15 protein-coding genes and 1 pseudogene are annotated in these 22248 nt (G+C 67.9%); 5 read left to right on the forward strand and 11 right to left on the reverse strand.

The window, feature by feature from the left end:
- Positions 1 to 27: 27 nt before the first annotated feature.
- From ACIBK5_RS13295 to ACIBK5_RS13310, 4 genes are all read right to left on the reverse strand, one after another.
- A complete protein-coding gene (locus ACIBK5_RS13295; RefSeq protein WP_382489596.1) occupies positions 28 to 771 on the reverse strand; it encodes a TetR/AcrR family transcriptional regulator in 744 nt (247 codons plus the stop codon).
- Between the two features lie 32 nt (positions 772 to 803).
- Positions 804 to 1283: a thiol-disulfide oxidoreductase DCC family protein gene (locus ACIBK5_RS13300; protein ID WP_399019031.1), complete on the reverse strand. Its 480-nt coding sequence runs from the start codon at positions 1281 to 1283 to the stop codon at positions 804 to 806.
- Between the two features lie 12 nt (positions 1284 to 1295).
- On the reverse strand, positions 1296 to 1703 hold the full coding sequence (locus ACIBK5_RS13305; protein WP_399019033.1) for a hypothetical protein: 408 nt from the start codon (positions 1701 to 1703) through the stop codon (positions 1296 to 1298).
- 133 nt (positions 1704 to 1836) lie between these two features.
- Complete coding sequence (locus ACIBK5_RS13310; protein ID WP_399019035.1) at positions 1837 to 5316, reverse strand: DNRLRE domain-containing protein; 3480 nt, start codon at positions 5314 to 5316, stop codon at positions 1837 to 1839.
- A gap of 587 nt (positions 5317 to 5903) precedes the next feature.
- Between ACIBK5_RS13310 and ACIBK5_RS13315 the strand changes: the two genes are divergently transcribed.
- Together ACIBK5_RS13315 and ACIBK5_RS13320 are read left to right on the forward strand one after the other, a co-directional pair.
- The gene (locus tag ACIBK5_RS13315; protein WP_399019211.1) at positions 5904 to 13103 is read left to right on the forward strand and encodes a polymorphic toxin-type HINT domain-containing protein; all 7200 of its coding nucleotides are present in this window, start codon (positions 5904 to 5906) and stop codon (positions 13101 to 13103) included.
- A 1-nt stretch (position 13104) separates the two neighbouring features.
- A complete protein-coding gene (locus ACIBK5_RS13320; protein WP_399019038.1) occupies positions 13105 to 13464 on the forward strand; it encodes a hypothetical protein in 360 nt (119 codons plus the stop codon).
- Positions 13465 to 13660: 196 nt separating this feature from the next.
- On the opposite strand, the pseudogene ACIBK5_RS13325 reads toward ACIBK5_RS13320, so the two are convergent.
- The 7 genes and pseudogenes from ACIBK5_RS13325 to ACIBK5_RS13355 form a co-directional block, all read right to left on the reverse strand.
- A pseudogene (locus tag ACIBK5_RS13325) lies at positions 13661 to 14075 on the reverse strand (tyrosine-type recombinase/integrase); the annotation flags it as partial.
- 12 nt (positions 14076 to 14087) lie between these two features.
- A complete protein-coding gene (locus ACIBK5_RS13330; protein ID WP_399019040.1) occupies positions 14088 to 14708 on the reverse strand; it encodes a Uma2 family endonuclease in 621 nt (206 codons plus the stop codon).
- A gap of 156 nt (positions 14709 to 14864) precedes the next feature.
- Positions 14865 to 15644, reverse strand: a complete 780-nt coding sequence (locus tag ACIBK5_RS13335) for a succinate dehydrogenase iron-sulfur subunit (protein ID WP_399019041.1) — start codon at positions 15642 to 15644, stop codon at positions 14865 to 14867.
- Complete coding sequence (sdhA, locus tag ACIBK5_RS13340) at positions 15644 to 17398, reverse strand: succinate dehydrogenase flavoprotein subunit (protein ID WP_399019043.1); 1755 nt, start codon at positions 17396 to 17398, stop codon at positions 15644 to 15646. Before sdhA ends, ACIBK5_RS13335 begins: the two co-directional genes overlap by 1 nt.
- Before the next feature lie 19 nt (positions 17399 to 17417).
- A complete protein-coding gene (locus ACIBK5_RS13345) occupies positions 17418 to 17900 on the reverse strand; it encodes a succinate dehydrogenase hydrophobic membrane anchor subunit (protein ID WP_010047073.1) in 483 nt (160 codons plus the stop codon).
- A 5-nt stretch (positions 17901 to 17905) separates the two neighbouring features.
- Positions 17906 to 18286 carry a succinate dehydrogenase, cytochrome b556 subunit gene (sdhC, locus tag ACIBK5_RS13350; RefSeq protein WP_184591193.1) on the reverse strand — a complete coding sequence of 127 codons (381 nt, stop codon included), beginning with the start codon at positions 18284 to 18286 and terminating at the stop codon, positions 17906 to 17908.
- 192 nt (positions 18287 to 18478) lie between these two features.
- Positions 18479 to 18976 (reverse strand): 2-oxo-4-hydroxy-4-carboxy-5-ureidoimidazoline decarboxylase, encoded by a 498-nt coding sequence (locus tag ACIBK5_RS13355; protein ID WP_399019045.1) that lies wholly within the window; start codon positions 18974 to 18976, stop codon positions 18479 to 18481.
- A gap of 290 nt (positions 18977 to 19266) precedes the next feature.
- Between ACIBK5_RS13355 and ACIBK5_RS13360 the strand changes: the two genes are divergently transcribed.
- The 3 genes from ACIBK5_RS13360 to ACIBK5_RS13370 all read left to right on the forward strand — a co-directional run bounded on the left by ACIBK5_RS13360 (position 19267) and on the right by ACIBK5_RS13370 (position 22128).
- A complete protein-coding gene (locus tag ACIBK5_RS13360) occupies positions 19267 to 20862 on the forward strand; it encodes a family 20 glycosylhydrolase (protein WP_399019213.1) in 1596 nt (531 codons plus the stop codon).
- A gap of 96 nt (positions 20863 to 20958) precedes the next feature.
- Positions 20959 to 21465: a hypothetical protein gene (locus ACIBK5_RS13365; RefSeq protein WP_399019047.1), complete on the forward strand. Its 507-nt coding sequence runs from the start codon at positions 20959 to 20961 to the stop codon at positions 21463 to 21465.
- A gap of 108 nt (positions 21466 to 21573) precedes the next feature.
- A complete protein-coding gene (locus ACIBK5_RS13370; protein WP_399019049.1) occupies positions 21574 to 22128 on the forward strand; it encodes a hypothetical protein in 555 nt (184 codons plus the stop codon).
- Positions 22129 to 22248: the final 120 nt, after the last annotated feature.

Raw genomic sequence — 22248 nt, forward strand, 5'->3', positions numbered from 1 at the left:
CGGCGCGGCCCTGGTGCCCTGCGCGGCCTAGGACTCGGTGCGGCGTGCCGCCGGGTCCGGGATCGCCCGCGTCATCCCCGGCAGGAAGTCCGTGAACAGTTCGTGCACCTCCCGCACCAACGGCCGCAGCACTCGGAAGCGGGCCAGGGCGACGCCCCGCGCGGTGAGCCGGGCCCCGCGCTCGGCGAGCCGGTAGCTGCGCTCCCGCCCTTCCGTACGGTCGAAGATCCAGTACAGGACGAGCCCCATCTGGGACAGCCACATCAACTCGGGAAGGATGTCCCGCAGTTCCTCGGGCACCTTCGTCTTCGTCGCCCCGGCCAGCACCTCCCGGTGGACGCTGATGGCCTCCACGCGCGCGTGCTCCGACTCGGGGGAGAAGGGGCTGAGCGGGCTGTCCGGGTCGGCGGCGTTCTTGAAGAACTGCACCGCGAACTCGTGGTAGGGCGCGGCGATGTCCAGCCAGGTCCGCAGGACACCCGCGAGCCGTGCCTCCAGGTCGGTCTCCCGGTCCAGGATCTCCCGGACCGCCACCTGGTGCTCGGCGGCGATCCGGTCGTAGAAGCCCTGGATCAGGTGCTCCTTGCCCGCGAAGTAGTAGTACGCGTTGCCGACGGAGACCCCGGCCTCCTGGGCGATGGCCCGCATCGTCGTCTTGTCGTAGCCGCGCTCCTGGAACAGCCGCATGGCCGTCTCCAGGATCAGGGCGCGGGTCTGCTCGGACTTCGTGGGGGTGGCGCCGTCGTCGGGGCCGTCGTTCTTCGCGGACACGGTAAGAGAGCCTAACGTCAGCACCGGTGCGGCTACCGAGGGGCGCAGGTGCCGTCGGCGCAGCCCGGCGCGGTATAGGTCCAGCCGGTGTCCGGCGCGTACGCCCACCCGTCCGCGCCCCGGTACACCCGGCCGCCCCACCCCGTGCCGCCCCACTGCGACCCGCGCCACTTGGCGGCAGCCAGCACCGCGCCCTTGGCGAGGAGGGCGCCGGCCGGAGTGCTCAGCCGGTGGGCGAGCGGCCGGTGCTCGCGCAGCGCCCACAGGGTGACGATCCAGGCGGCGGGCCCCCGGTAGATCTGCCCGGCGTCGCCGACGACGGTGATCTCGTCGAGGGTGGCGCCGTGGTCCAGTCCGGGAAAGCGCCGCCGGGCCTCCTCGGAGGCGGCCGGGACCAGCTCCAGCGGCACCAGCTGCGGCTGCCGCAGGAGCCAGTCGCGCACGAACGCGCACAGGGAGCACTCGGCGTCGTACAGAACGGTGAGCCGGCGGACCGCTGCGGTGGTGTTCATGCCGGTCTCCGCTCAGGCCCGCGCCTGCGGGGCCACCCAGCCCTGCGGCGGCACGGGCGGCACCTGCTCCCGCTCCATCACGCCCCGCCGCCGGATCCGGTTCAGCACATAGACGTTGGCCAGGTGCATCACACCGAGCACCAGCAGCACGACGCCGAGCTTGGTCGAGAGGGCCTCGAAGACCCCACGCGTGTCGGTGATGGTCTCGTCCCCGCTCAGATACAGCGCCACGAACCCGAGGTTGACCAGATAGAAGCCGACCACCAGAAGGTGGTTGACGGCGTCGGCGAGCTTCTCGTTGCCGTGCAGCACATCGGCGAGGAACACCTTCCCGTTCCGGCTGAGCGTGCGAGCCACCCAGACCGTCAACGCGACGCTGACCACCAGGTAGATGACATAGGCGATGACCGTGCGGTCCATTGCCCCACCCTTCTTGAACACGTTCAAAACGCTGTCGAGGGAGACTGTAGACCCTTTTTTGAACACGTTCAACACGCAGAACCGGGGCCGTCTTCGACGAAGACGGCCCCGGTTCGCACACCTCAACAGCGGGTCACCCGATGGCGATGCGGGTCCTCCAGTAGTCGGCTCGCCCGATGACCTCCGTACCCGAGCCGGTCAGAGCGGTCTTGCTGCCCGCCTGGAAGCGCACCGACCCGTCAGCGAGGACGGCCCAGATGTCGGGAACCGTGTCGCCGTTGGCGCTCGGCGTGCCCATCAGATGAGGCTTGTCGCTGCTCGACCAGCCCGAGGCGCCGTACTCGTTGTCCTCCCCGCCCGACGAGTTCGCTGCGGTCGCCAGCGAGCCGAGGTCGACCCCATCGCCGGAAGCGGCGATGCCCTTGCGCAGCCACAGTTTCCCGGACACGTCGGACCGGTAGACCATGTCGGTCACACCGTCGCCCGAGATGTCCTGGGCGACGACGAGGTCGCGCTCCTTCCAGGCGGAGGAGTTCAGGCGGACGGTCTGGTCGACCGTCGCACCGTGATAGCCCGTCAGGGCCCACAATTCGTCGTCGGTTCCTGCGGAGTTCTTCACCGTGGCGAAGAAGTCAACGCGGCCGTCTCCGGTGGCGTCGCCCGCGCTGAGGATCTGCGTGAAGTCGGCCGGACTTGGCGCCCCTTCGGGCAGGAGGATCTCCTGGCGCTTGTCGATGTTGACGGCGCCGTAACCGTCTCCGGGGTAGACCCAGAGCTTGCCGCCGAGGCGGACGACGAGGTCCTGAAGGCCGTCGCCGCCGTAGATGTCACCGTTGTGTGTGATCAGGGCCCCCTTGAAGTGCCCCGACGGGGCGGGGACGTACGGGGGCAGATCGTCGCCGTTGGGATCCCTGTCGGGGTTGGTCCGATAGGCGCCGGCCATCGAGTAGTCCAGGTCGCCGGTGCCCTTGGCCAGGTCGTCCTTGTCGGCCTGGGACGGGTACATGGCCAGGTTGCCGCCCTCGGTGACCACCATGAGGTCGGGCAGCTTGTCGCCGGTGAAGTCGCCGGGGCTGTCGGCTTGGTCCCGGGGTGAGACGTAGAAGAAGTACTTCGTGGGATCCGAGGGGTTGCCCGCGGCGTCCACGGCACGGACGTAGAGCACGTTGGGACCGGCTGTCGGAGGCTTGGCACCGTTGAGGGAGGTACTGACGCTTGTCGCCGTGCCGTTCGTTCGGCCGAAGCCGCCGGTGTACGTGGCCGAGTTGAAGCCGTACTCGTAGCGCACGACGTCACTGTTCAGCGCTCGCACGGTGAAGGAACCCGGCGTGCCGAACTTCTTGGCCGACCAGTTGGCGTCCTCGGCATCGTTGCCGAAACCGTTCTGGTTCCCGTCCGCGTTGGGGAAGTCGGTGGAACTCACCACGGGCGGCCGGGGCGCCGACGTGTCCAGGACGAACCGGCAGGGTGACTTGACCGGGTAGTACGGCGACGTCGTACCGGCATCGTCGATCGCCCGCACCCGCCAGGAGTACGTGGTGCCGTTCTTGAGCTTGCTCGCGGGGAAGCCCTTCGTCGTCCTCAGAGCCGTGCCGGTGTCACCGCCAGCGGAGACCTTGCCGGTCGAGTCGAGCAGGTCACCGGCCGAGTCCCATTTCCCGGTCGGCCACAGGTCGAAGTCGAAGGAGTCGAGGTTCTTGTCCTTGTCCGTGGCTTTGGCGGTGAAGGTGAGATCACCGGAGCCCATGCGGACGTACGGCTTGGTCGTGGTGCACTTGCCGTCCGGGCCGAGGTCCAGCGAGTTCGAGACGATCGAGGGCCTGCGGTTGTAGACCAGCTCGAGCACGGGAGCGTAGTCACCGTTGGCGCGGAACTTCTTCCAGGCGTACCGGGAGTCTTCGTCGCGGGCACGCAGGCCGAAGGTGATGGTGTCCTCTCCCTTGTCCGCGGCCTTCTGTGCGCCCTTCTTCACGTCGAAGGTCTCGAAGGCGTCCCGGCACCCGGACTTGTAGCCGTGCGCGAAGCTCTTGGTCGCCAGCTTGTTGCCGTCGTGGAGCCTGGGGGCGTTCTTCCAGTTGGTGTGGGAGTCGATCTCGCCGGTGAGGTGCACGCTCATCGAACGGGCGCTGCATGACCAGGAGTAGGTCTCCAGCAGGCGCAGCTTGGCTCGGGTGATCTTCGTGCCCTTCAGGTCCTTGTCGAAGGAGATGTTGAAGAACGACCGGGACGTGCCCCAGGTGTCGGACTCGAAGCCGACTCGGGCCTCGTGGGTACCGCCTTTGTTGAAGCCCTTGCCGTTGTAGAAGGTGGCGTTGGGGTGGCGGTCGTAGGCGGTCGTCCAGTTCTGGGTGTGCTTCTTGACGGACGGGTCGATGAACACCGGGTACGTGGTGGCAGGGTCCTCGAGGAAGTCCCTGTCCGGGGTCAGCGTCCACTGCCCGGTGGACAGGTCGGCCTCGACGAGTTCCCCCCGCGAGTCGGGAGAGGGACCTTCGAGCGAGGGCAGGCCGAGCGTTGCCGCGGAACCGGACTGCGACGGGGCCGGAGTAGGCTCCGCCGGCGCGGAGGGCAGCGGTGACTCGGGCGGTTCCGGGGCGGAGCCGTCGCTAGCCGACGGCAGCACCTCGACGTCGGTGTCGCTCTGTTCGTCGGACTCGACGGCTTCCTCCTCGGTGGTGGGAGTCGGGCTGTCGTCGGGGAAGGCGCCGGAGTCCGTCGGGCCGGGTGATTCGGGTTCGGTCGGCTGAGCTGTCGCGCCTACGCCGCCGTCGGTCACGGCCGGTTGCCCGCTGCTGTCCCACATCAGAGGGGTGGGCGACATCGCGACCTCCTCGTCGTCGGCGTTCTCGGCGCTGACGATCCCGGTGACCGGGTCGAGGCGGAAGGTCAGCTGGGCGGAGTGAAGGCCGTACACCAACTGCCGTACGGGCGGGTCGGAAGCCGCCTGACGGTTCTTCAGGACCACGAGCTGGCCGAAGCCGTCGTCGTCGGCGGTGAGCACGAGGTCTCCGCCGGGGATGATCTCCGGGTACAGCGCGCGGTTACCGTCGATGATCGGAGTCGGGACCGGTCCGGGCCAGGTGAGCTGGATCTTGTGCTCGCTGTCGGTGCCGACATACAGGGTGACCAGCGGATTCTCGGTGGCATCCGCCGAGGTTCGCTGCACCAGGGACACGCGCTGCGCCGTGGAGCGGGAGGCTCGCCGCTCTCCCGAGCCCGGCGAGAACACCATGCGGGTGTTGACGGCCTTCGGCTCCCACCCGATCCCGGTCCGCCGCAGACTCGGATCGATCTTCTTCCAGTCGCCGTCCACTTTGGCGCGGACGGGCGAGGAGTGGAGCCGTGTCGCCATCTGGCCGTCCGGGCGGGCCCACATCGTGGAGCGGGCCGTGCGCGCGGCGGTCACCTCCACGGGCTTCCCGGTCCGCGCCGCCTGCTTGAAGGCGGTGACTTCGGTGACGGTGCTCGTGCCCGACTCGTGGTCGCGGCTGTCCTGCGGAGGGCCGCCGTCCAGCCGTAGTCCGGCGTAGACGATGCCGGTGGTGGCGACTGCGGTGGCGAGCAGTGCCACACCGCCTCGACGGCCGGGCCTGCGGCGCCAGTTGCGCGTCATCGGGCGGGTTCCCCTTCCCCCTAGTTCCCCCTCGGAGCCGGCGCGGGACGGGCCGCTGCCGGGCCAGCCGATGATGACCTATGAGGGATCTGTAGTCACCCTGTGGAGAATTCGGGGGTACGGGGTGAGCGATGCGACCCAGTGCTCCGTATGGAAGGGAGGGGCGGCCTGTGGTGCGGTGAACGCGGAGTGGTCGGCTGCCCGCAAAACCGCACAGATCGCAGTAATACGGCGCCCTCACTGGGCTCTCTGGATATTTATGAGCTGTTCACGCCAAAGATCGGCAAAGGTGGAGAGAGTTCCTCAGTGGAGCGCTTTCCGGGCTTCGCTCCCCTTCGTTGCGTAATGATCAACTACATTCCGTGATTATGATCACAGCGCAGCGTCATCACTGGCTTTCCTTCACAGAGTGATCACAGAATCTCCGCTGTCTGATACGTCATCACGCGTGGTCCGTCGCCGGTCCCGCTCCAGTGGTCCGGGGGGACCTCGCCGTGTTCGGTCGACTTCCGCATGCCCGCAAACCTCGTCTGGCGCGTACCGCCGTGCCGGTCACGGCCGCCGCACTACTGGTGGGGCTGCTGCCCATGCCGGCGCTGGCCCTGCCCCCGGATCCGGCGAAGGAAGAAGTCGGGCGCGAATCGCTGACGCTGGAGAAGCTGGACCGCGACGAGCCGGTTCCCGGCAAGGCGTTCAGCAGGCATCTCAGCACTTTGAAGGCCGACGTCCCCGAGGATCTGCTCGCCGCTCCGACGGGCACGATCAGTCCGCCCTCCAACCAGACCGGCTCGGTCAGCTTCGGCTCGACCGCGACGACGGCCTCGGCCCGTACGGCAGCCGCCGCAGCCGCACCGGCGGCTCCCAAGCCGGTCGGGGCACTGCCCGTCAGCCTCGGCCAAGCACCCGACCAGCCCGCACCCACCGGCACCTGGCAGGTCACCATCCCGGACCGGTCCTCCTCGGCAGCCCAGGGAGTGGACGGTTCGCTGCTGCTGGTCCAGGGGCCCGACGACGGCTCGGTACCCGTCTCGGTCAAGCTCGACTACGGCAAGTTCAAGAACCTCTACGGCGCCGACTGGGCCTCCCGTCTGCGCTTCGTCATGTTCCCCGACTGCTACTGGACGACGCCGGACGACGAGGCCTGCCAGACGTACGAGGAACGGGAGACCGCCAACGACACGGCGTCCGACTCCCTCAAGGCCACCGTGGATCCGGCAGCCGACGGCACGGTCACGCCTGCTGCCGCCCCCGCGTCCAAGGCCCGTTCCTCGGGCGTGGTGCAGGCCTCCTCTCGGCGGTCCTCCGCACTGATGTCCGTGGCTGCCGCGGGAAGCATGGCGGTCGTCGGTGTCGTCGACTCCGGCAACAGCGGAGGCGGCACCTTCAAGGCGACGCCTCTCGCCTCCGACGGAAAGTGGGAGGCAGGCGGCTCCTCCGGTGCCTTCACCTGGACCTACCCGTTGGCCGTACCGAGCCCGCCGGCTGGTCCCGCGCCTCAGATCTCCTTCAACTACAGCTCCCAGACCGTGGACGGACGTACGGCGGTCTCCTCGCCGCAGGCCTCGTGGATCGGTGAGGGCTGGTCCTACGACCCCGGCCACATCGAGCGCCGCTACCGCTCCTGCGAGGACGACCGCAAGGCGCTGAAGGCCGGCACCCCCAACAACACCGCCAAGAAGGACAAGACGTCCGACCTGTGCTGGGTGTCTTACAACGCGGTGATGTCGCTCGGCGGCAAGACCACCGAACTGGTCCGGGACGCGGCATCCGGAAGCGATGCGGAGCAGGACACCGAGATCTACCGTCCCCAACAGGACGACGGCACCCGGGTCGAGCGCCGCGTCGGCGGCGGCAACGACGACGACAACGGCGAGTACTGGGTCGTCACCACGACCGACGGCACCAAGTACTACTACGGCCAGAACAGCGTCGGCGGAGGTCACGCCGACACCACCTCGGTCTCCACCGTGCCGGTCTTCGGCAACCACCCCGGAGAACCGTGCCACGCCGACGCCTTCGCCGACTCGCGCTGCGGCTCCGGCAAGCAGCAGGCCTGGCGCTGGGGCCTCGACAAGGTCGTGGACGTCAACGGCAACACGATGATCGTCAACTGGAAGCAGGAGACGAACCACTACGCCGTCCGCAAGAAGTTCAAGTCGCCGGAACAGTACGACCGTTACGCCTACCCCGCCTCGATCGAGTACGGCCTGCGCCCCGACACTCTGACCACACCGTCGGCCACCGTCACCTTCGGTGCGAAGCAGCGCTGTCTGAGGTCGGAGTCGGCATGCGCCGCGGCCAACTTCGCCAAGACCGACGATCCCGGTGCCTACCGCCCGTGGTGGGACACCCCCGGCAACCTCAACTGCAAGTCCTCCTCCAAACTGTGCCCGGCCTTCCCGTCCTTCTGGACACAGCTGCGACTGGACACGGTGACCACGAAGGCCGCTCGCCCGGGGCAGACCGGCCTCGGCAAGGTGGACACGTACACCCTGCACCAGTCCTTCCCGGAGGACTGGTACGACACCTCACCGGGCCTCTGGCTCAACTCGATCACCCGCACCGGCTACGGCCCGGGTGACACCACCGGCACCCCGCAGTCGAAGGACGGCATCAGCTTCGCCCACTACACCGTGGGCTCCTCGTCGCCGCTGCGCGCCCGGCTCAAGGACCGCCAACTGCCCAACCTGGTCCTCGACGGCAAGAACGACCAGCGCCCCGGCTTCACCCGCCCCCGCATCGGTACGGTCTCCACCGAGTCCGGCGGCGACATCGAGGTCGAGTACACCGGAGGGTGCGCGAGCGAACCCGCCGAGGACAAGGGCAAGAACAACGGCACCTGCTACCCGGTGCGCTGGTCACCCGACGGCGACGAGAAGACCCCTGCGAGGTCCTGGTTCAACAAGTACGTCGTCGCGTCCGTGACCGAGTCCGACAAGGTCACGTCGCACAGCAAGCCGATGGTCACGAAGTACACGTACTCGGACGCGGCGTGGGCCAAGAGCGACGACGAGTTCACGCGTCCCGCGCTGCGGACGTACAGCGACTGGCGGGGGCACCGGCAGGTCGAGGTCACCAAGGGCAGCAAGACCAGCTCCGAGCCGGGCGTACCCCAGTCCCAGTCCAAGTCGGTGACCCGCTACTTCCTGGGCACCGGCGGCGCGGTCAAGGACTCCGAGAACACCTACACACTGCTGGCGGACGACGCGCCCCAGTACGCCGGTACGACCGCCGAGGTCATCACCTACGTCGACTCGGGCGGCGAAGTCCTCAAGCGGTCCCTGAACTTTCCCTGGTCCAAGGAGACCGCGTCCCGCTCCCGTGAGAACGAGGACGCCACGGCCGCGGATCCGCTGCTCGCGCACCGCACGGGCACCAAGCGATCGGACGAGATCCAGGAAGTCGGTACGAACTGGCGTGCCGTCCGCACCCTCACGACTCCCGATGACACCTATGGCCTTCCCCTCCAGGTGGAGACGGCCGTGGTCAAACCGAGCGGCTCCTCCGAGACCTTGTCGGACCAGACCTGCGCCAAGACGTCCTACCTGCACAACACCACCGCATGGCTCATCGGCGTGCCCAAGGAGCAGCGTGCCACGGCGACGTCCTGCGCCGGTTACGCGACAGCGGATCCCGCGACCGAGCTGAAATCGGCGCGCCAGTACACCTACGACAAGCTGGCCCATGGCGCGACGCCCACCAAGGGCATGCTCACCTCCGTGGCCGAGACCGACGGCAAGGGCACCTCGTACTCCGTCGTCACCGGAACCACGTACGACGACCTCGGCCGCGTCCGTACCGTCACCAAGCCGGGCGCCGGCACCTCGGAGACGCGCTACACGCCCGAGAGCGGCGGCCCGGTCACCACCACCAGAACGACCAACGCCAAGGGCCACACCGTCACCACGACCTACGATCCGGGTCGCGGCCTGCCGCTCACGGTCACCGACGCCAACGGCCGCGTGACACGCACCGAGTACGACGACCTCGGCCGTCTCGTGAAGGGCTGGTCCCCTTCCCGTTCCTCCGGTGGCAAGTCACCGAACGTCGTCGTCGACTACCAGCCCGCCACCGCTACCACCAGCGCGAACAAGCCTGCCGCGGTATCAGTGGGCACGCTCAAGGACGACGGTTCCTACGCCAGAGACATCACCCTCTACGACGGTCTGTCGCGCGAGGTCCAGAAGCAGACCGAGGCCCACGGCCCCGGCCGGATCGTCGTCGACACCAAGTACAACGACCACGGCCTGGTCGCCGAGAAGACCGGTGCCTACCTGGCCAAGGGCGAACCGGACACGGAGCTCTTCAAGCCCAGGTCGACCTCGCTGATTCCGTCCTGGACCCAGTACCGCTACGACGGTCTGGAACGCGAGGCCCGTGCCTCCGAGTATCAGGGCGGCGGATACAAGTACGCGACCTTCACCTGGTACGACGCGGTCAGCAAGACGGTGAACCCGCCCGGCTCCACGGCCCCGAGGACCCGCACCTACTTCGACGCCCTCGGCCGGACGACATCCGTCAGGCACTTCACCCGGGACGCCTCCGACGCGACCGCGGGCCGCACCACCACCTACGGATACGACGCCCGGGGCAACCGCGACAAGGTCACCGACCCGGCCGGCAACGTCTGGTCGTACACCTACGACGCCCGTGGCCGAGTGACGTCGGCCACCGACCCCGACACGGGGACCACGGAAACCTGGTACGACGCGGCCGACCGCCCGAACCGTGTCCGCAACGCGCGCGGGCAGGAGAACTTCACCGAATTCGACGTCCTCGGACGGCCCAGATACGTCCGGCAGGGTTCCGCGACCGCCACCCCCGTCAAGGAGTACGTCTACGACGAGGCTCCCGGCGGCATCGGCCAGCCGGCGTCGTCCAAGCGGCACACCGACACCGGCGACTACACCAATCGCGTCACCGGTTACGACGCCGACTACCACCCCACCGGCAGCGAGACGGTCATCCCGGCCAACTCGACGACGACAGGCCTCTCCGGCACCTACGCCTACGCGTACACCTACACCCCGACCGGAAAGCCCCAGTCGGTCACCCTGCCCGCCGCGGGCGGCCTGGCGAAGGAAAAGGTCGTCACGCGCTACAACGCCGACGGCCTGCCCGACTCGACCTCGGGCCTGACCTGGTACACGGCCGACGCCACCTACTCGCCCTACGGCGAGGTGCTGCGCACGGTCTCGGGCGCCCAGCCGAATCGCGTCTGGACGACCAACTTCGTGGATCCGCACACCGGCCGACTCCAGCGCACGGTGGCGGACCGGGAGACGGCGGGCCCGCACCGCATCACGGACGGCTACTACTCCTACGACGCGACCGGAACCATCACCTCCAACGCGCGCAAGCTCAGCGAGGCGGCGGGCAGCACCTGGGACACCCAGTGCTTCACGTACGACGTGATGGGCGAACTGGCGCACGCCTGGACGTCGAAGATCGAACCGACCGGCGCCGGCACCGGCTGCAAGGCGGCGAACGGCACCGCATGGGGTCCTCGCACCACGTACGCGTCCTCCTCGGGCCCGGTCGCCGACGCGGCCGACGCGGCCGCGGACGCGACGACCCCCGACGCCTCGCTCGCGTCGACGCTCGCGGCTGCCGCACCGTCACCCGGCACGGTGGCCGCGGGCACGACGGCCTACCAGCAGTCGTTCACCTTCGACTGGCTCGGCAACCGCGCGACGCTCACGGAACACGACCCGGCCGACGCTACGAAGAACCTCACCTACACGTACGGCTACGGCAAGACGGTCGCGGGCGCCGGCACCGCAGCGTCCCAGACCCAGCCGCACACCATGACGTGGATCAGCTCCGCGCCGTCCGGCAAGGACAGCGGCTACACCTACGACGCGTCGGGTAACACCACGGTCCGGGACCTGTACAACACCACGCAGAACCTGACCTGGACACCGGAGAACAAGCTCGACTCCATCACGGACGACGGCAAGAAGACGACGTACGTCTACGACGCCGACGGCAACCGCCTACTGGAGAACTCGCCGTCGGGCTCGACGCTGTACCTGGGCGAAACCGAACTGACGACGGACGGCACAGGCGCGATGGTGCGCGCTTCCCGCTCCTACACCCAGCCGGGCGCCCCCACGGTGGTCCGCACGACGGCCAACGGCTCCACCACGGGCCACAAGGTCAGCGCGCTGATCACCGACCACCTGGGAACGGCGAACACTTCGGTCGCCCTCGCGACCGGCCAGCCGGTCACCCGTCGGGCGTTCAAGCCGTACGGCGAGACCCGCGGCCCGAAGCCGTCCACCTGGCCCAACAAGCGCGGCTACCTGGGCGTGGGCATCGACGACACAGCCACGGGCCTCACCCACATAGGCGCCCGCGAATACGACCACACCTCCGGCCGTTTCCTCTCGGCAGACCCGATCATCGACATCGCGGACCCGCTGCAGATGAACGGGTACGCCTACGCCAACAACAGTCCGGTTTCTCACTCCGATCCCACGGGGCTGTGGATCGATGACGGAACGGGCCACAGCGAACCGCGCCGCAATGGTGGTGCCACGGGCCCGCAGAACCCGAATGGACCCGGTGTGCCCAGCGGCGGGACTGGTCCTGGCGGCTGTTACTACAGCTGTAAGGCGAACCCCGGCTGGGTAAAAACAAAGACTCCAGTCACGAACAACACGCAGCGGCTACTGGACTACTTCTATGAGTACGGCCCGAACGGACGCTTCCCGGATGGCAGTTACTGGAAAACACCCATTATCGAGGAAAGCGGCACAAGCAATGTGTGCTTCGGGCGGGAAGGATGCCGGCAGGCATACAAGTTCCTACTGAAGAGTGACGATGTCGCAGAGGCGAAGCGGATAGCTGCCAACTATTGCGTCGAGAACTTCGAAAGATGCCTGGACGACGCCGAATCCTATGAGCGGGGCAAGCGGTGGGAAACTCTCCCCTACGCTTTCATCCCTGGGGGAAGAGTCGGCAAGGGAGCCGCCGCAGCCTGTACTAAATGTTTCCTGGCTGGAACCGACATCCTCATGGCGAACGGCACCACCAAGGACATCGAAGATGTCGCAGTCGGTGACTTGGTCCAGGCCACTGACCCCAAGACAGGCGAGACCGGTCCCCGGAAGGTGACCCGCCTGATCCGCACCGAGGACGACAAACACTTCAACGAGCTGTCCATCGCCACCGATGACGGCATCGAGAGTCTCACCGCCACCCACGAGCACCCCTTCTGGTCCCCGTCTGAGCGGGACTGGACCGAAGCCGGTGACCTCAAACCGGGCATGACCTTGCGCACCGACGACGGCGACACCGTCATCGTCACGGGCAACCGACCGTTCACGAAGCACGCGCGGACGTACAACCTGACGGTTGACGACCTGCATACGTACTATGTGCTGGCGGGAGAAACGCCGGTCCTGGTTCACAATTCCGGTGGGTGTCCTACGGATGTGGCATTGGGGACTCGTAAGCATGGCCTCAGAGATTTTGCGGACGGCAAGGGGTACACCCACTATCTGGATAGTGATATTTGGGAGGCCCAGGTTCGTGCGGCCGCCCATAATCCAAACGTGAGACTTCATGTCCGACTGGATGGATTCAGTGGATCTAATCCTTCCGAGCAATTCGCCAGCGCCTACAAGAATGGCAGTGGTAGTAATTGGTTCGCGACGGAGCGGGAGATGTATCACGTCGGCAAGGCTGTACGAGTCGGAGACCGCACTTGGGATAGCATCACCTTCTATCGCGGCGGAGCCGAAGTGAAGGTTCCGAAGCCGGGCTTTCTTTCTGGAGGGTGAGTTGGGAAAGATCGTTGAGTGGAATCGTGAATTCCAGGTCTGGCAGTACTCTGTCAGTCACTCCACGCTGCTGCTGCGCAGTGTCAATGTGGAGGGATTCGATACCCGGTTGGACGTCGCTTTCATGGCGGTCGAGTTGATGCATTTGCAGCCCGACTATAGCCACCTGGAAATCAGCGAGGCGAACAATGAAGAGAGGGAGCAGATCCTGGGGGCTCAATCGTCCGATAGGGCCGCTGGAACGCTCTATCTCCTCAACGGGGGAGAGGGTTACGTTCTGGCTCGAAGGTGCTCGTGGCATGAAGATCTTGGAGATCACCATGCTCCTTCCAAGTTCGGTCCGCTTCGAGGTACGGAGTAGACCTGCTTGACGAGATCCTGAGATCGGTCAGAGCTTTGGCCGAGCGGGAAGCGGAAGCCATCTCGAAGGTTTTGCCTTGAAACCTTGGCCTGCCCCGCATGAATCTCGCAATGTTCTCGCAGTGAATGCACGTGTGCCCCACCAGAAAGAGCTGGTGGGGCACACGTGTCGTTTGACGGCAACGCTGACGGCAACGTCAGCGGACGACGGCTGCGGCGGGTGGGTCTTCGACTTCGTCGTCGGTCCGGCCGAGGGCGTTGCCGAGGGTATCGATGGCTTCACGTTGGAGGCGGAGCCGGACGTGGGCGTAGACGGTGGCGGTGACGCCGATGTGGGCGTGGCCGAGGAGTTCCTTGATGACGACGAGTTCGACGCCCTGTTCCAGGAGGAGGGTGGCGGAGGTCGTGGAAGCGAATGCGGCGGAGGCCGGCCTTGCGGAGAAGCGTGGTGAAGGCGCGGGTGAGGTTGGTCGGGTCGATCGGCCTGCCCTGCGGCGGGGTGAAGAGGTGTCCGGGGAGGGCTGTGCGGCGTTCGGATGTCCGGGTCTTGGTGGGCAGGGTGTTGGGTTCGCCCGCGTTGGTGCGCTGGAGAGCCTGAATCTGGCCGGTCCCGGGCCCTGCGGCTCAGTCGCTCGTCTTCGGCTGGCCGGCCTTGAGGATCTCGGCCACTTCGAGGGTCACCTTGGCGCCGATGGAGTCCGGGAGAGTGACGAGCTCGCCGGGGGCATGCGGGCGGTGGTTCTCGTAGGTGCTTCCGGCCGGGTCGGTCAGGACGTGGAGGCGCTGGTGCTTGCGGTCGACGACGACGTAGACGGGCACCTTGGCCTCGGCGTATGCGGCGACCTTGGTCTTGAGGTCGTCCTTCCAGTTGCCGGAGGTGACCTCCAGGACCAGGCGGAAGCACGCCGGGTCGTACGCGTTGTTCTCGACGAAGTGGTCGTCGACGTCGGCGTCCACCACCACGAGATCGGGGATGGCGTAGTCCTCGGCGCCGGTGGGGAGCCAGAGTCCGACGTTTTGCAGGACTTCGGTTTCCCCGTCATCCAGACCTGCTGCGATGAACGGGCGCATGAGTTTGGTCAAGGCGCGGGCATGAGGGGCATCCGGGGAGGGGGTCACGAGGAGATGGCCTCCGATGATCTCGACGCGGTAGCCCGGATGGCGCTCCATGATCTCGTCGGCGATGGTCGTCAGGGTGACCGGCTCTTCGTCGTGGAAGGGCTGCTCGACGGAAGCTGCGGACATCAGGTGCCTCCTGGGGGGCTGGTGTCGAGAGCATCATCGTAGGTCTGACGCCCCCCGAGCGTCCCTCTCAGCCTTCTTCACCCGAAGGTGTGGCATATGCCCGAGGGCCCCGTTCCCAGCGGAAACGGGGCCCTCGAAGGACTGCGGAACGCGATCTCAGAAGCGACGCGTGATCAGCGCCCGCTTCACCTCCGCGATCGCCTTCGTGACCTCGATGCCGCGCGGGCAGGCGTCCGTGCAGTTGAAGGTCGTGCGGCAGCGCCAGACGCCGTCGCGGTCGTTGAGGACCTCCAGGCGCTGCTCGCCGGCCTCGTCGCGCGAGTCGAAGATGAAGCGGTGCGCGTTGACGATGGCCGCCGGGCCGAAGTACTGGCCGTCGTTCCAGAAGACCGGGCACGAGGAGGTGCAGGCCGCGCAGAGGATGCACTTCGTGGTGTCGTCGAAGCGCTCACGGTCCTCGGCGGACTGGAGGCGCTCACGCGTCGGCTCGTTCGTGTCCTTCGTGATGAGGAAGGGCATGACGTCCCGGTACGCCTGGAAGAACGGCTCCATGTCCACGACCAGGTCCTTCAGGACCGTGAGGCCCTTGATGGGCTCGACCGTGATCGGCTTCTCGGGGTTGATGTCCTTGATCAGCGTCTTGCACGCGAGGCGGTTCTTGCCGTTGATCCGCATGGCGTCGGAGCCGCAGATGCCGTGCGCGCAGGAGCGGCGGAACGTCAGCGTGCCGTCGACGTCCCACTTGATCTTGTGGAGGCCGTCGAGGACGCGCTCCTTGGGGTCGATCTCCAGCTGGAAGTCTTCCCAGGACGCCTCGGCCGAGACCTCCGGGTTGAAGCGGCGGACCCGGAAGGTGACGGTGATGTAGGGGGAGTCGGCGAAGCCGGGCTCGGGCTGGCCGGCCGCTTCCGCCTTGTCCACAACAGGGGTAGCCATCAGTACTTACGCTCCATCGGCTGGTAGCGGGTCTGGACGACCGGCTTGTAGTCGAGACGGACGGTTTCGGAACCGTCGGCGCCGACCTCGCGGTACGCCATGGTGTGCCGCATGAAGTTGACGTCGTCGCGGTTCGGGTAGTCCTCGCGGTAGTGACCGCCGCGGGACTCCTTGCGGGCGAGCGCGGAGACCGCCATGACCTCGGCGAGGTCCAGCAGGTTGCCCAGCTCGATGGCCTCCAGCAGGTCCGTGTTGAACCGCTTGCCCTTGTCCTGGATCGACACGTTCTTGAACCGCTCGCGCAGCTCCGCGATCTTCTCGACCGCCGTCTTGATCGTCTGCTCGGTGCGGAACACCATGACGTTGGCGTCCATGGTGTCCTGCAGTTCGCGGCGGATCGCCGTCACACGCTCGGTGCCGGTGGCGTCGCGCAGGCGCTCCACCTGCTCGATCACGAGCTCGGCCGGGTTCTCCGGCAGCTCGACGAACTCCGCCGTCTGCGCGTACTCCGCGGCGGCGATGCCCGCGCGCTTGCCGAACACGTTGATGTCCAGCAGCGAGTTGGTGCCGAGGCGGTTGGCGCCGTGGACGGAGACGCAGGCGACCTCGCCGGCGGCGTACAGACCGGGAACGACCGTGGTGTTGTCCGCCAGGACCTCACCCTCGACGTTGGTCGGGATGCCACCCATCACGTAGTGCGCGGTCGGCTGGATCGGGATCGGGTCCGTGTAGGGCTCGATGCCGAGGTAGGTGCGGGCGAACTCCGTGATGTCCGGGAGCTTCGCGTCCAGCTGCTCCGGCGGCAGGTGCGTCAGGTCCAGGTAGACGTGGTCGCCCTCGGGGCCACAGCCGCGGCCTTCCCGGATCTCCGTGTAGATGGAGCGGGACACGACGTCACGGGACGCGAGGTCCTTCATGACCGGCGCGTACTTCTCCATGAAGCGCTCGCCGTCCTTGTTGCGGAGGATGCCGCCCTCACCGCGGGCGCCCTCCGTCAGCAGGATGCCCATGCGCCAGATGCCGGTCGGGTGGAACTGGAAGAACTCCATGTCCTCCAGCGGTAGACCGCGGCGGTAGACCGCCGCCTGACCGTCGCCGGTCAGGGTGTGCGCGTTGGACGTCACCTTGAAGAACTTGCCGCAGCCGCCGGACGCGTAGACCACGGACTTCGCCTGGAAGACGTGGATCTCGCCGGTCGCCAGTTCGTAGGCGACCACACCGGCGGACTTCTTGACGCCGTCCACCTCGGTGATGAGCTGGTCCAGGACGTAGAACTCGTTGAAGAACTCCACGCCCTCCTTGACGCAGTTCTGGTACAGCGTCTGGAGGATCATGTGGCCGGTGCGGTCGGCCGCGTAGCAGGAGCGGCGGACCGGGGCCTCGCCGTGGTTACGGCTGTGACCGCCGAAGCGGCGCTGGTCGATGGTGCCGTTCGGCGTGCGGTTGAACGGCAGGCCCATCTTCTCCAGGTCGAGGACGGAGTCGATGGCCTCCTTCGCCAGGATCTCGGCGGCGTCCTGGTCGACCAGGTAGTCACCGCCCTTGACCGTGTCGAAGGTGTGCCACTCCCAGTTGTCCTCCTCCACGTTGGCCAGCGCGGCGGCCATGCCGCCCTGCGCGGCGCCCGTGTGGGAGCGGGTGGGGTACAGCTTGGTCAGGACCGCGGTGCGGCTGCGCTTCGTCGACTCGATGGCGGCGCGCATGCCCGCGCCACCGGCGCCGACGATGACGGTGTCGTACTTGTGGATCTTCATGATTCTCGCAGCCCCGTGCCTAGCGGATGTTCGGGTCGAAGGTGAAGATCACCAGCGTGCCCAGCAGGATGGTGAACACCGTGGCGGTGTAGAGCAGGCCCTTGAGCCACAGCCGGGTGTTCGCGCGCTCCGCGTAGTCGTTGATGACCGTGCGCAGGCCGTTGGCGCCGTGCAGCATCGCGAGCCACAGCATCAGCAGGTCCCAGACCTGCCAGAAGGGGCTCGCCCAGCGGCCCGCCACGAAGGCGAAGCCGATCTTCGACACGCCGCCGTCCAGCACGAGCTGGATCAGCAGGTGGCCGAGGACCAGCACGACCAGCACCACGCCGGACAGACGCATGAACAGCCAGGCGGCCAGCTCGAAGTTGCCCCGCGTGGACTTCGGGGTCTTCTTGGTGCGCTTGCGCGGGGCCTCGATGAAGGGGGCCGGGTTGTCGACGGTGTAGACGGCGCCGCCCTCGACGGGGCCGACGCCGGCAGCGGTCTTCTCAGTCGTGGACATTGGCGTCAGCTCCCGAACAGTTCACGAGCGGCGTGGCCGAGAACGGGGTAGATCGCCCCGAGCATCAGCACGGCCCACAGGGCTACGACGGTCCAGAGCATCTGCTTCTGGTAGCGAGCGCCCTTGGTCCAGAAGTCGACGGCGATGACACGCAGGCCGTTGAGCGCGTGGAAGAGGATGGCGGCGACGAGGCCGTACTCCAGCAGCGCGACGATCGGCGTCTTGTACGTGGCCACGACCGTGTCGTAGGCCTCAGGGGACACGCGGACGAGGGCGGTGTCCAGCACGTGAACGAACAGGAAGAAGAAGATGAGGACGCCGGTGACTCGGTGAGCCACCCAGGACCACATTCCTTCCCGGCCGCGGTACAGCGTTCCAGCCGGCACGGAAGTTTCCTCCGGGAGCGGGGATTGGGGCCGCGCCGGCTTGGTGTGTCGGTCGGGCCCGGCCGGGTACGGTCCACCGGCCCCCAGCATCGTAGCGATGTGCTGCCGCCGGGCTTAGCGGGGGTCTGGCTGTGTGATCAAACTGGCATGCTTACGGGCTAGCCTCTGTGGCTTCTGGGGTGTGATTTCCCGTTATCTGCCGGGTGCGGCGCCATCGTGGCTTGTCGCGCAGTTCCCCGCGCCCCTAAGGAGGGCGTCGATCAGCCGTTCCTTCGCCAGGCGCCGGAGTTCGTCGGTCACCACCGCCCGCTCCTCTTCGGGATCGTTGGTCAATCGTGACCGGATGGCCTCCAGGAGGTGGTCCAGGACCTCGTCCGGGGTCAGACCGTCCAGGCAGATGACGAACACATGGCCGAAGCGGGCCTCGTAGGCGGCGTATGCGGCGCTGAGGGCCGTGTGGGCCGCGGCGTAGGTGTCCGGGGGGAGGGCCGGCAGGGGCTCGGCCGCCAGGGCCTCCGTGAGGTCGCCCCAGGCCAGGTCGTACGCCGCCTCGTCGGACGCGGCGAGCAGGGAGGCCAGGTCCGGATAGGGGCGGTGTTCCGCGACACGCCGGGACCAGCGGTGGCTGCGCAGACAGGTGAGGAGCGTCTGCTCCAGTTCCTGCGCGGAGGCTGCGTTGAAGTGCTCCACCGGTATGGCGGCTCGGCCGGGGAGGTCTGGGAGACGGTGCGCGGGCAGCGTGGGTCCTCGTGGGCGTCACGTGTGTCGGCAGGGCAAGGTGTGAGAGATGTGACGTCACGCTATCGAGTGCGACCGAGACGTGTCCGACGGATGCCCGAATTTCACCCGCGGGAGAGAGTTTCGGAACGTGTGGTGGACGCGCGCCGGGCGGCCATGGGTTTTAGGTTGGCCGTGTGAGTCAGCACAGGCGCCGGGAAACGGCGAAGCAGGTGAAACAGCGGCCGGTGCTGGTCGTGGCCATGGCCGTCGCACTGGTCATGGTCGCGGCCGGGGTGAGTCTGGGGCTCTGGGCGGCCTCGGACGGCGACGGCGGGTCCACGGGCACGGAGGCCAGACCCTCCGACGGCCGGACCGCGGCCGCCCCGCGGGGCACCTCGCCGGAGAGCAGTCCGAGTCCGACCCGCTCGTACGCCCTGTCCAAGGCGCCGCAGACGATCCCCGCCGTCCGTGACCACGAGCCGGCGCGCGGCCCGGGCTGGCAGCCCGAGCGCGGCAACCGGGTGGTCGTGGCCGACGCGGCGCTGGCCGACGAGGGGCGGCTGGTCGCTGGTGAGCTGGGGCTGACGTACGCCGGCGAGAAGGACGACCGGCGCGCCGGGGACCTGCGGCTGGCGCTCGGCGGCGACAAGAAGGCGAACCCGGAGTCGTATGTGATGACCGTGCGCGACGGGCGCGCGGAGATCACCGGGCCCGCCGAGTCGGGCGTCTTCTACGGCACCCGCACGCTCAAGCAGGAGACGCACGACGGCGGGACGGCGCCCGAGGGCGTGGTGCGGGACGAGCCGGCCAAGCCGGTTCGCGGGTTCATGCTGGACATCGCGCGCAAGAACTTCACCGCCGACTGGATCGAGGACCGGATCCGGGAGCTGGGCGATCTGAAGTACAACCAGCTGGGCCTGCACTTCTCCGACGACCAGGGGTTCCGGATCGAGTCCGACTCGCATCCGGAGATCGTGTCCCAGGAGCGTCTGACCAAGGCGCAGGTGCGGAAGATCGTCGACCTCGCGGAGAGCCGGCACATCACCGTCGTGCCGGAGATCGACTCGCCCGGGCACCTGGGCGCGGTCATCGACGCCCACCCCGACCTCCAGCTGCGCACCGCGCAGGGGTCGGCGGTGCAGGGGGCCATCGACATCTCCAAGGCCGAGAGCGCCGAGATCGTCGACGATCTGCTGAACGAGTACGCGGACCTCTTCCCCGGCAAGCCCTGGCACCTGGGGGCCGACGAGTACCAGGCGCTGGTCCGCTCCGACCCGGAGGCGTCCTTCCCGCAGCTGGCCGCCGCCGCCCGGGAGAAGTACGGCTCCGGCGCGACGGTCGCCGACCTCACCACCGGCTGGCTCAACGACCGCGCCGCCACCGTCCGTGAGCACCAGCGCGTCCCGCGCGCGTGGAACGACGGCTTCTTCCGCGGCGGGTCCGTCCAGGCCGACAAGGACATCCAGGTCGCCTACTGGACCGGCAAGGAGATCGGCGCCCGGGAGCCCCTGGAGTACCTGGAGGCGGGCCGGAAGGTGATCAACTACAACGACGAGTTCCTGTACTACGTGCTCGGCGAGCCGCAGACCTTCGTCTATCCGACGGGGCAGCGGATCTACGAGCAGTGGACACCGCTGGTGCTGCGCGGCACCACGGCCGTGCCCGAGCGTTACAACGCGCAGATCCTCGGCGGGTCCTTCGCCGTCTGGTGCGACCAGGCGAACGCGCAGACACAGGAGCAGGTGGCGGCCGGGATCCGGATGCCGCTGCGGGCGACCGTCCAGAAGCTGTGGGACCCGGACAAGCCCGAGCTGTCCTGGGCGGAGTTCCGGGCGCTGGCGGACAGGCTCGGCTGACTCCGCACGAATTGGCCCATACGGCTGCGAACTCCCGTACGACTGTGGTGGTCTTCTGACGCGAGTCGGATCGAATATGCCGGGGGGAACCGGAACATGGGCTACTGGGGTTACTTCGTCGTGGGCAGAGCGGAGCAGCCGCTGGCGGAACTGGCCGCGCTGACGGGGGCCGAGGGCGGTATGACGCCGCACACCTCGGCACCCGGCGGATGGCAGCTGTGGGAGTACCCGAGCGGCGAGGGCGACGTCGGGAACATGAACGACCTGGCCCGGGAGACCGGGGCGCCCGCGCTGTTCGGATACGTCATGAACAGCGAGTGCGTGGTGCTGGAGGCCGCGGCGCCGGAGAGCGGGGCGTGGACGACATGCCTCGCGCGGACCGCGATGGCCGGCTACTTAGGCGCGGATCGGGAGGGCCTCACGCTGGAGGACTACTTCCTGGAGCCCCGCGACGCCGCCGAGCGGGCGGTGCGCTGGGCCGCCGAGGCCGGACACGAAGTGAACGCCGAGGCACTGGTGGACGTACTGACTTCAGACCCTGATCCCCTGGCCGAAAACCTGTTGTTCCGCTTCCTCGACAGACTGGGCGTGGTGCCCCTGTGACACTCCGGGGCCGTCGCACGCAGTAAGGGGAAGTGCGGGTTCCGTGAGGGGTGAGGGCTGGTAGCGGCCTGGTAGGGCCCCGGAGAAGGCCCGCGGAGGGAGGCGTGGATGAGCCTGGTGGAGTTGATCGCACAGGCCGACGAACGCGGGCTGGCCGCGAGCGGACTGGCTTGTTTGGACCGGTGCGTGCCCCTGCTGGGCGGTGACGACGAGCTCCTGCGGCCGCTGTGGGCGAGCCTCACCGACGACGCCGGTGCCGGCGACTGGAGTGACGGTCTCGAGCAGGCGCGCGGGAAGCTGGACGCCGCGGGCGACGGGGACGAGGCCGTGGCGCTCGCCCACCGGATGCTCGAGGCCGCCCCCGCGGAGCGCTCCGCCGCCGAGGTGCGGGTGTGGGCCGACGCCTGTTCCGTCGCCTCCCTCCAGATCCACCGCCTCCTCGACACCGCCCCGGACGACGCCTCCTCGGTCGACACCCGTCGCCAGGGCCGTACGGAGGGCATGTCGCCGCTCGTCGCCGCGGAACTGCGCCGTCAGGTCGTTGTCCTGGAGGTCCTGGCCGGACACGGGCCGGCCGGGCTGCGGCGGGCGCTGGAGGTGTCGACGGAGGGGCGGCGAGTGCTGCGCGCGGTGGTCTCCCGCAGGACCCGGCAGAAGGGCTGACGGGCATCGCCGCCCGACCGGCCTAAACCCCGTTCCTGAAAGAGTCCTGTGACTGTCGTAAGGCCGAGGTGGGGCGGTCCTGCGCCACTTCAGGGAAGTCGCCGATTTCGTGTGACGAAA

Origin of the sequence: Streptomyces sp. NPDC050546 (assembly GCF_044457425.1) — a bacterium.
GTDB lineage: Bacteria > Actinomycetota > Actinomycetes > Streptomycetales > Streptomycetaceae > Streptomyces.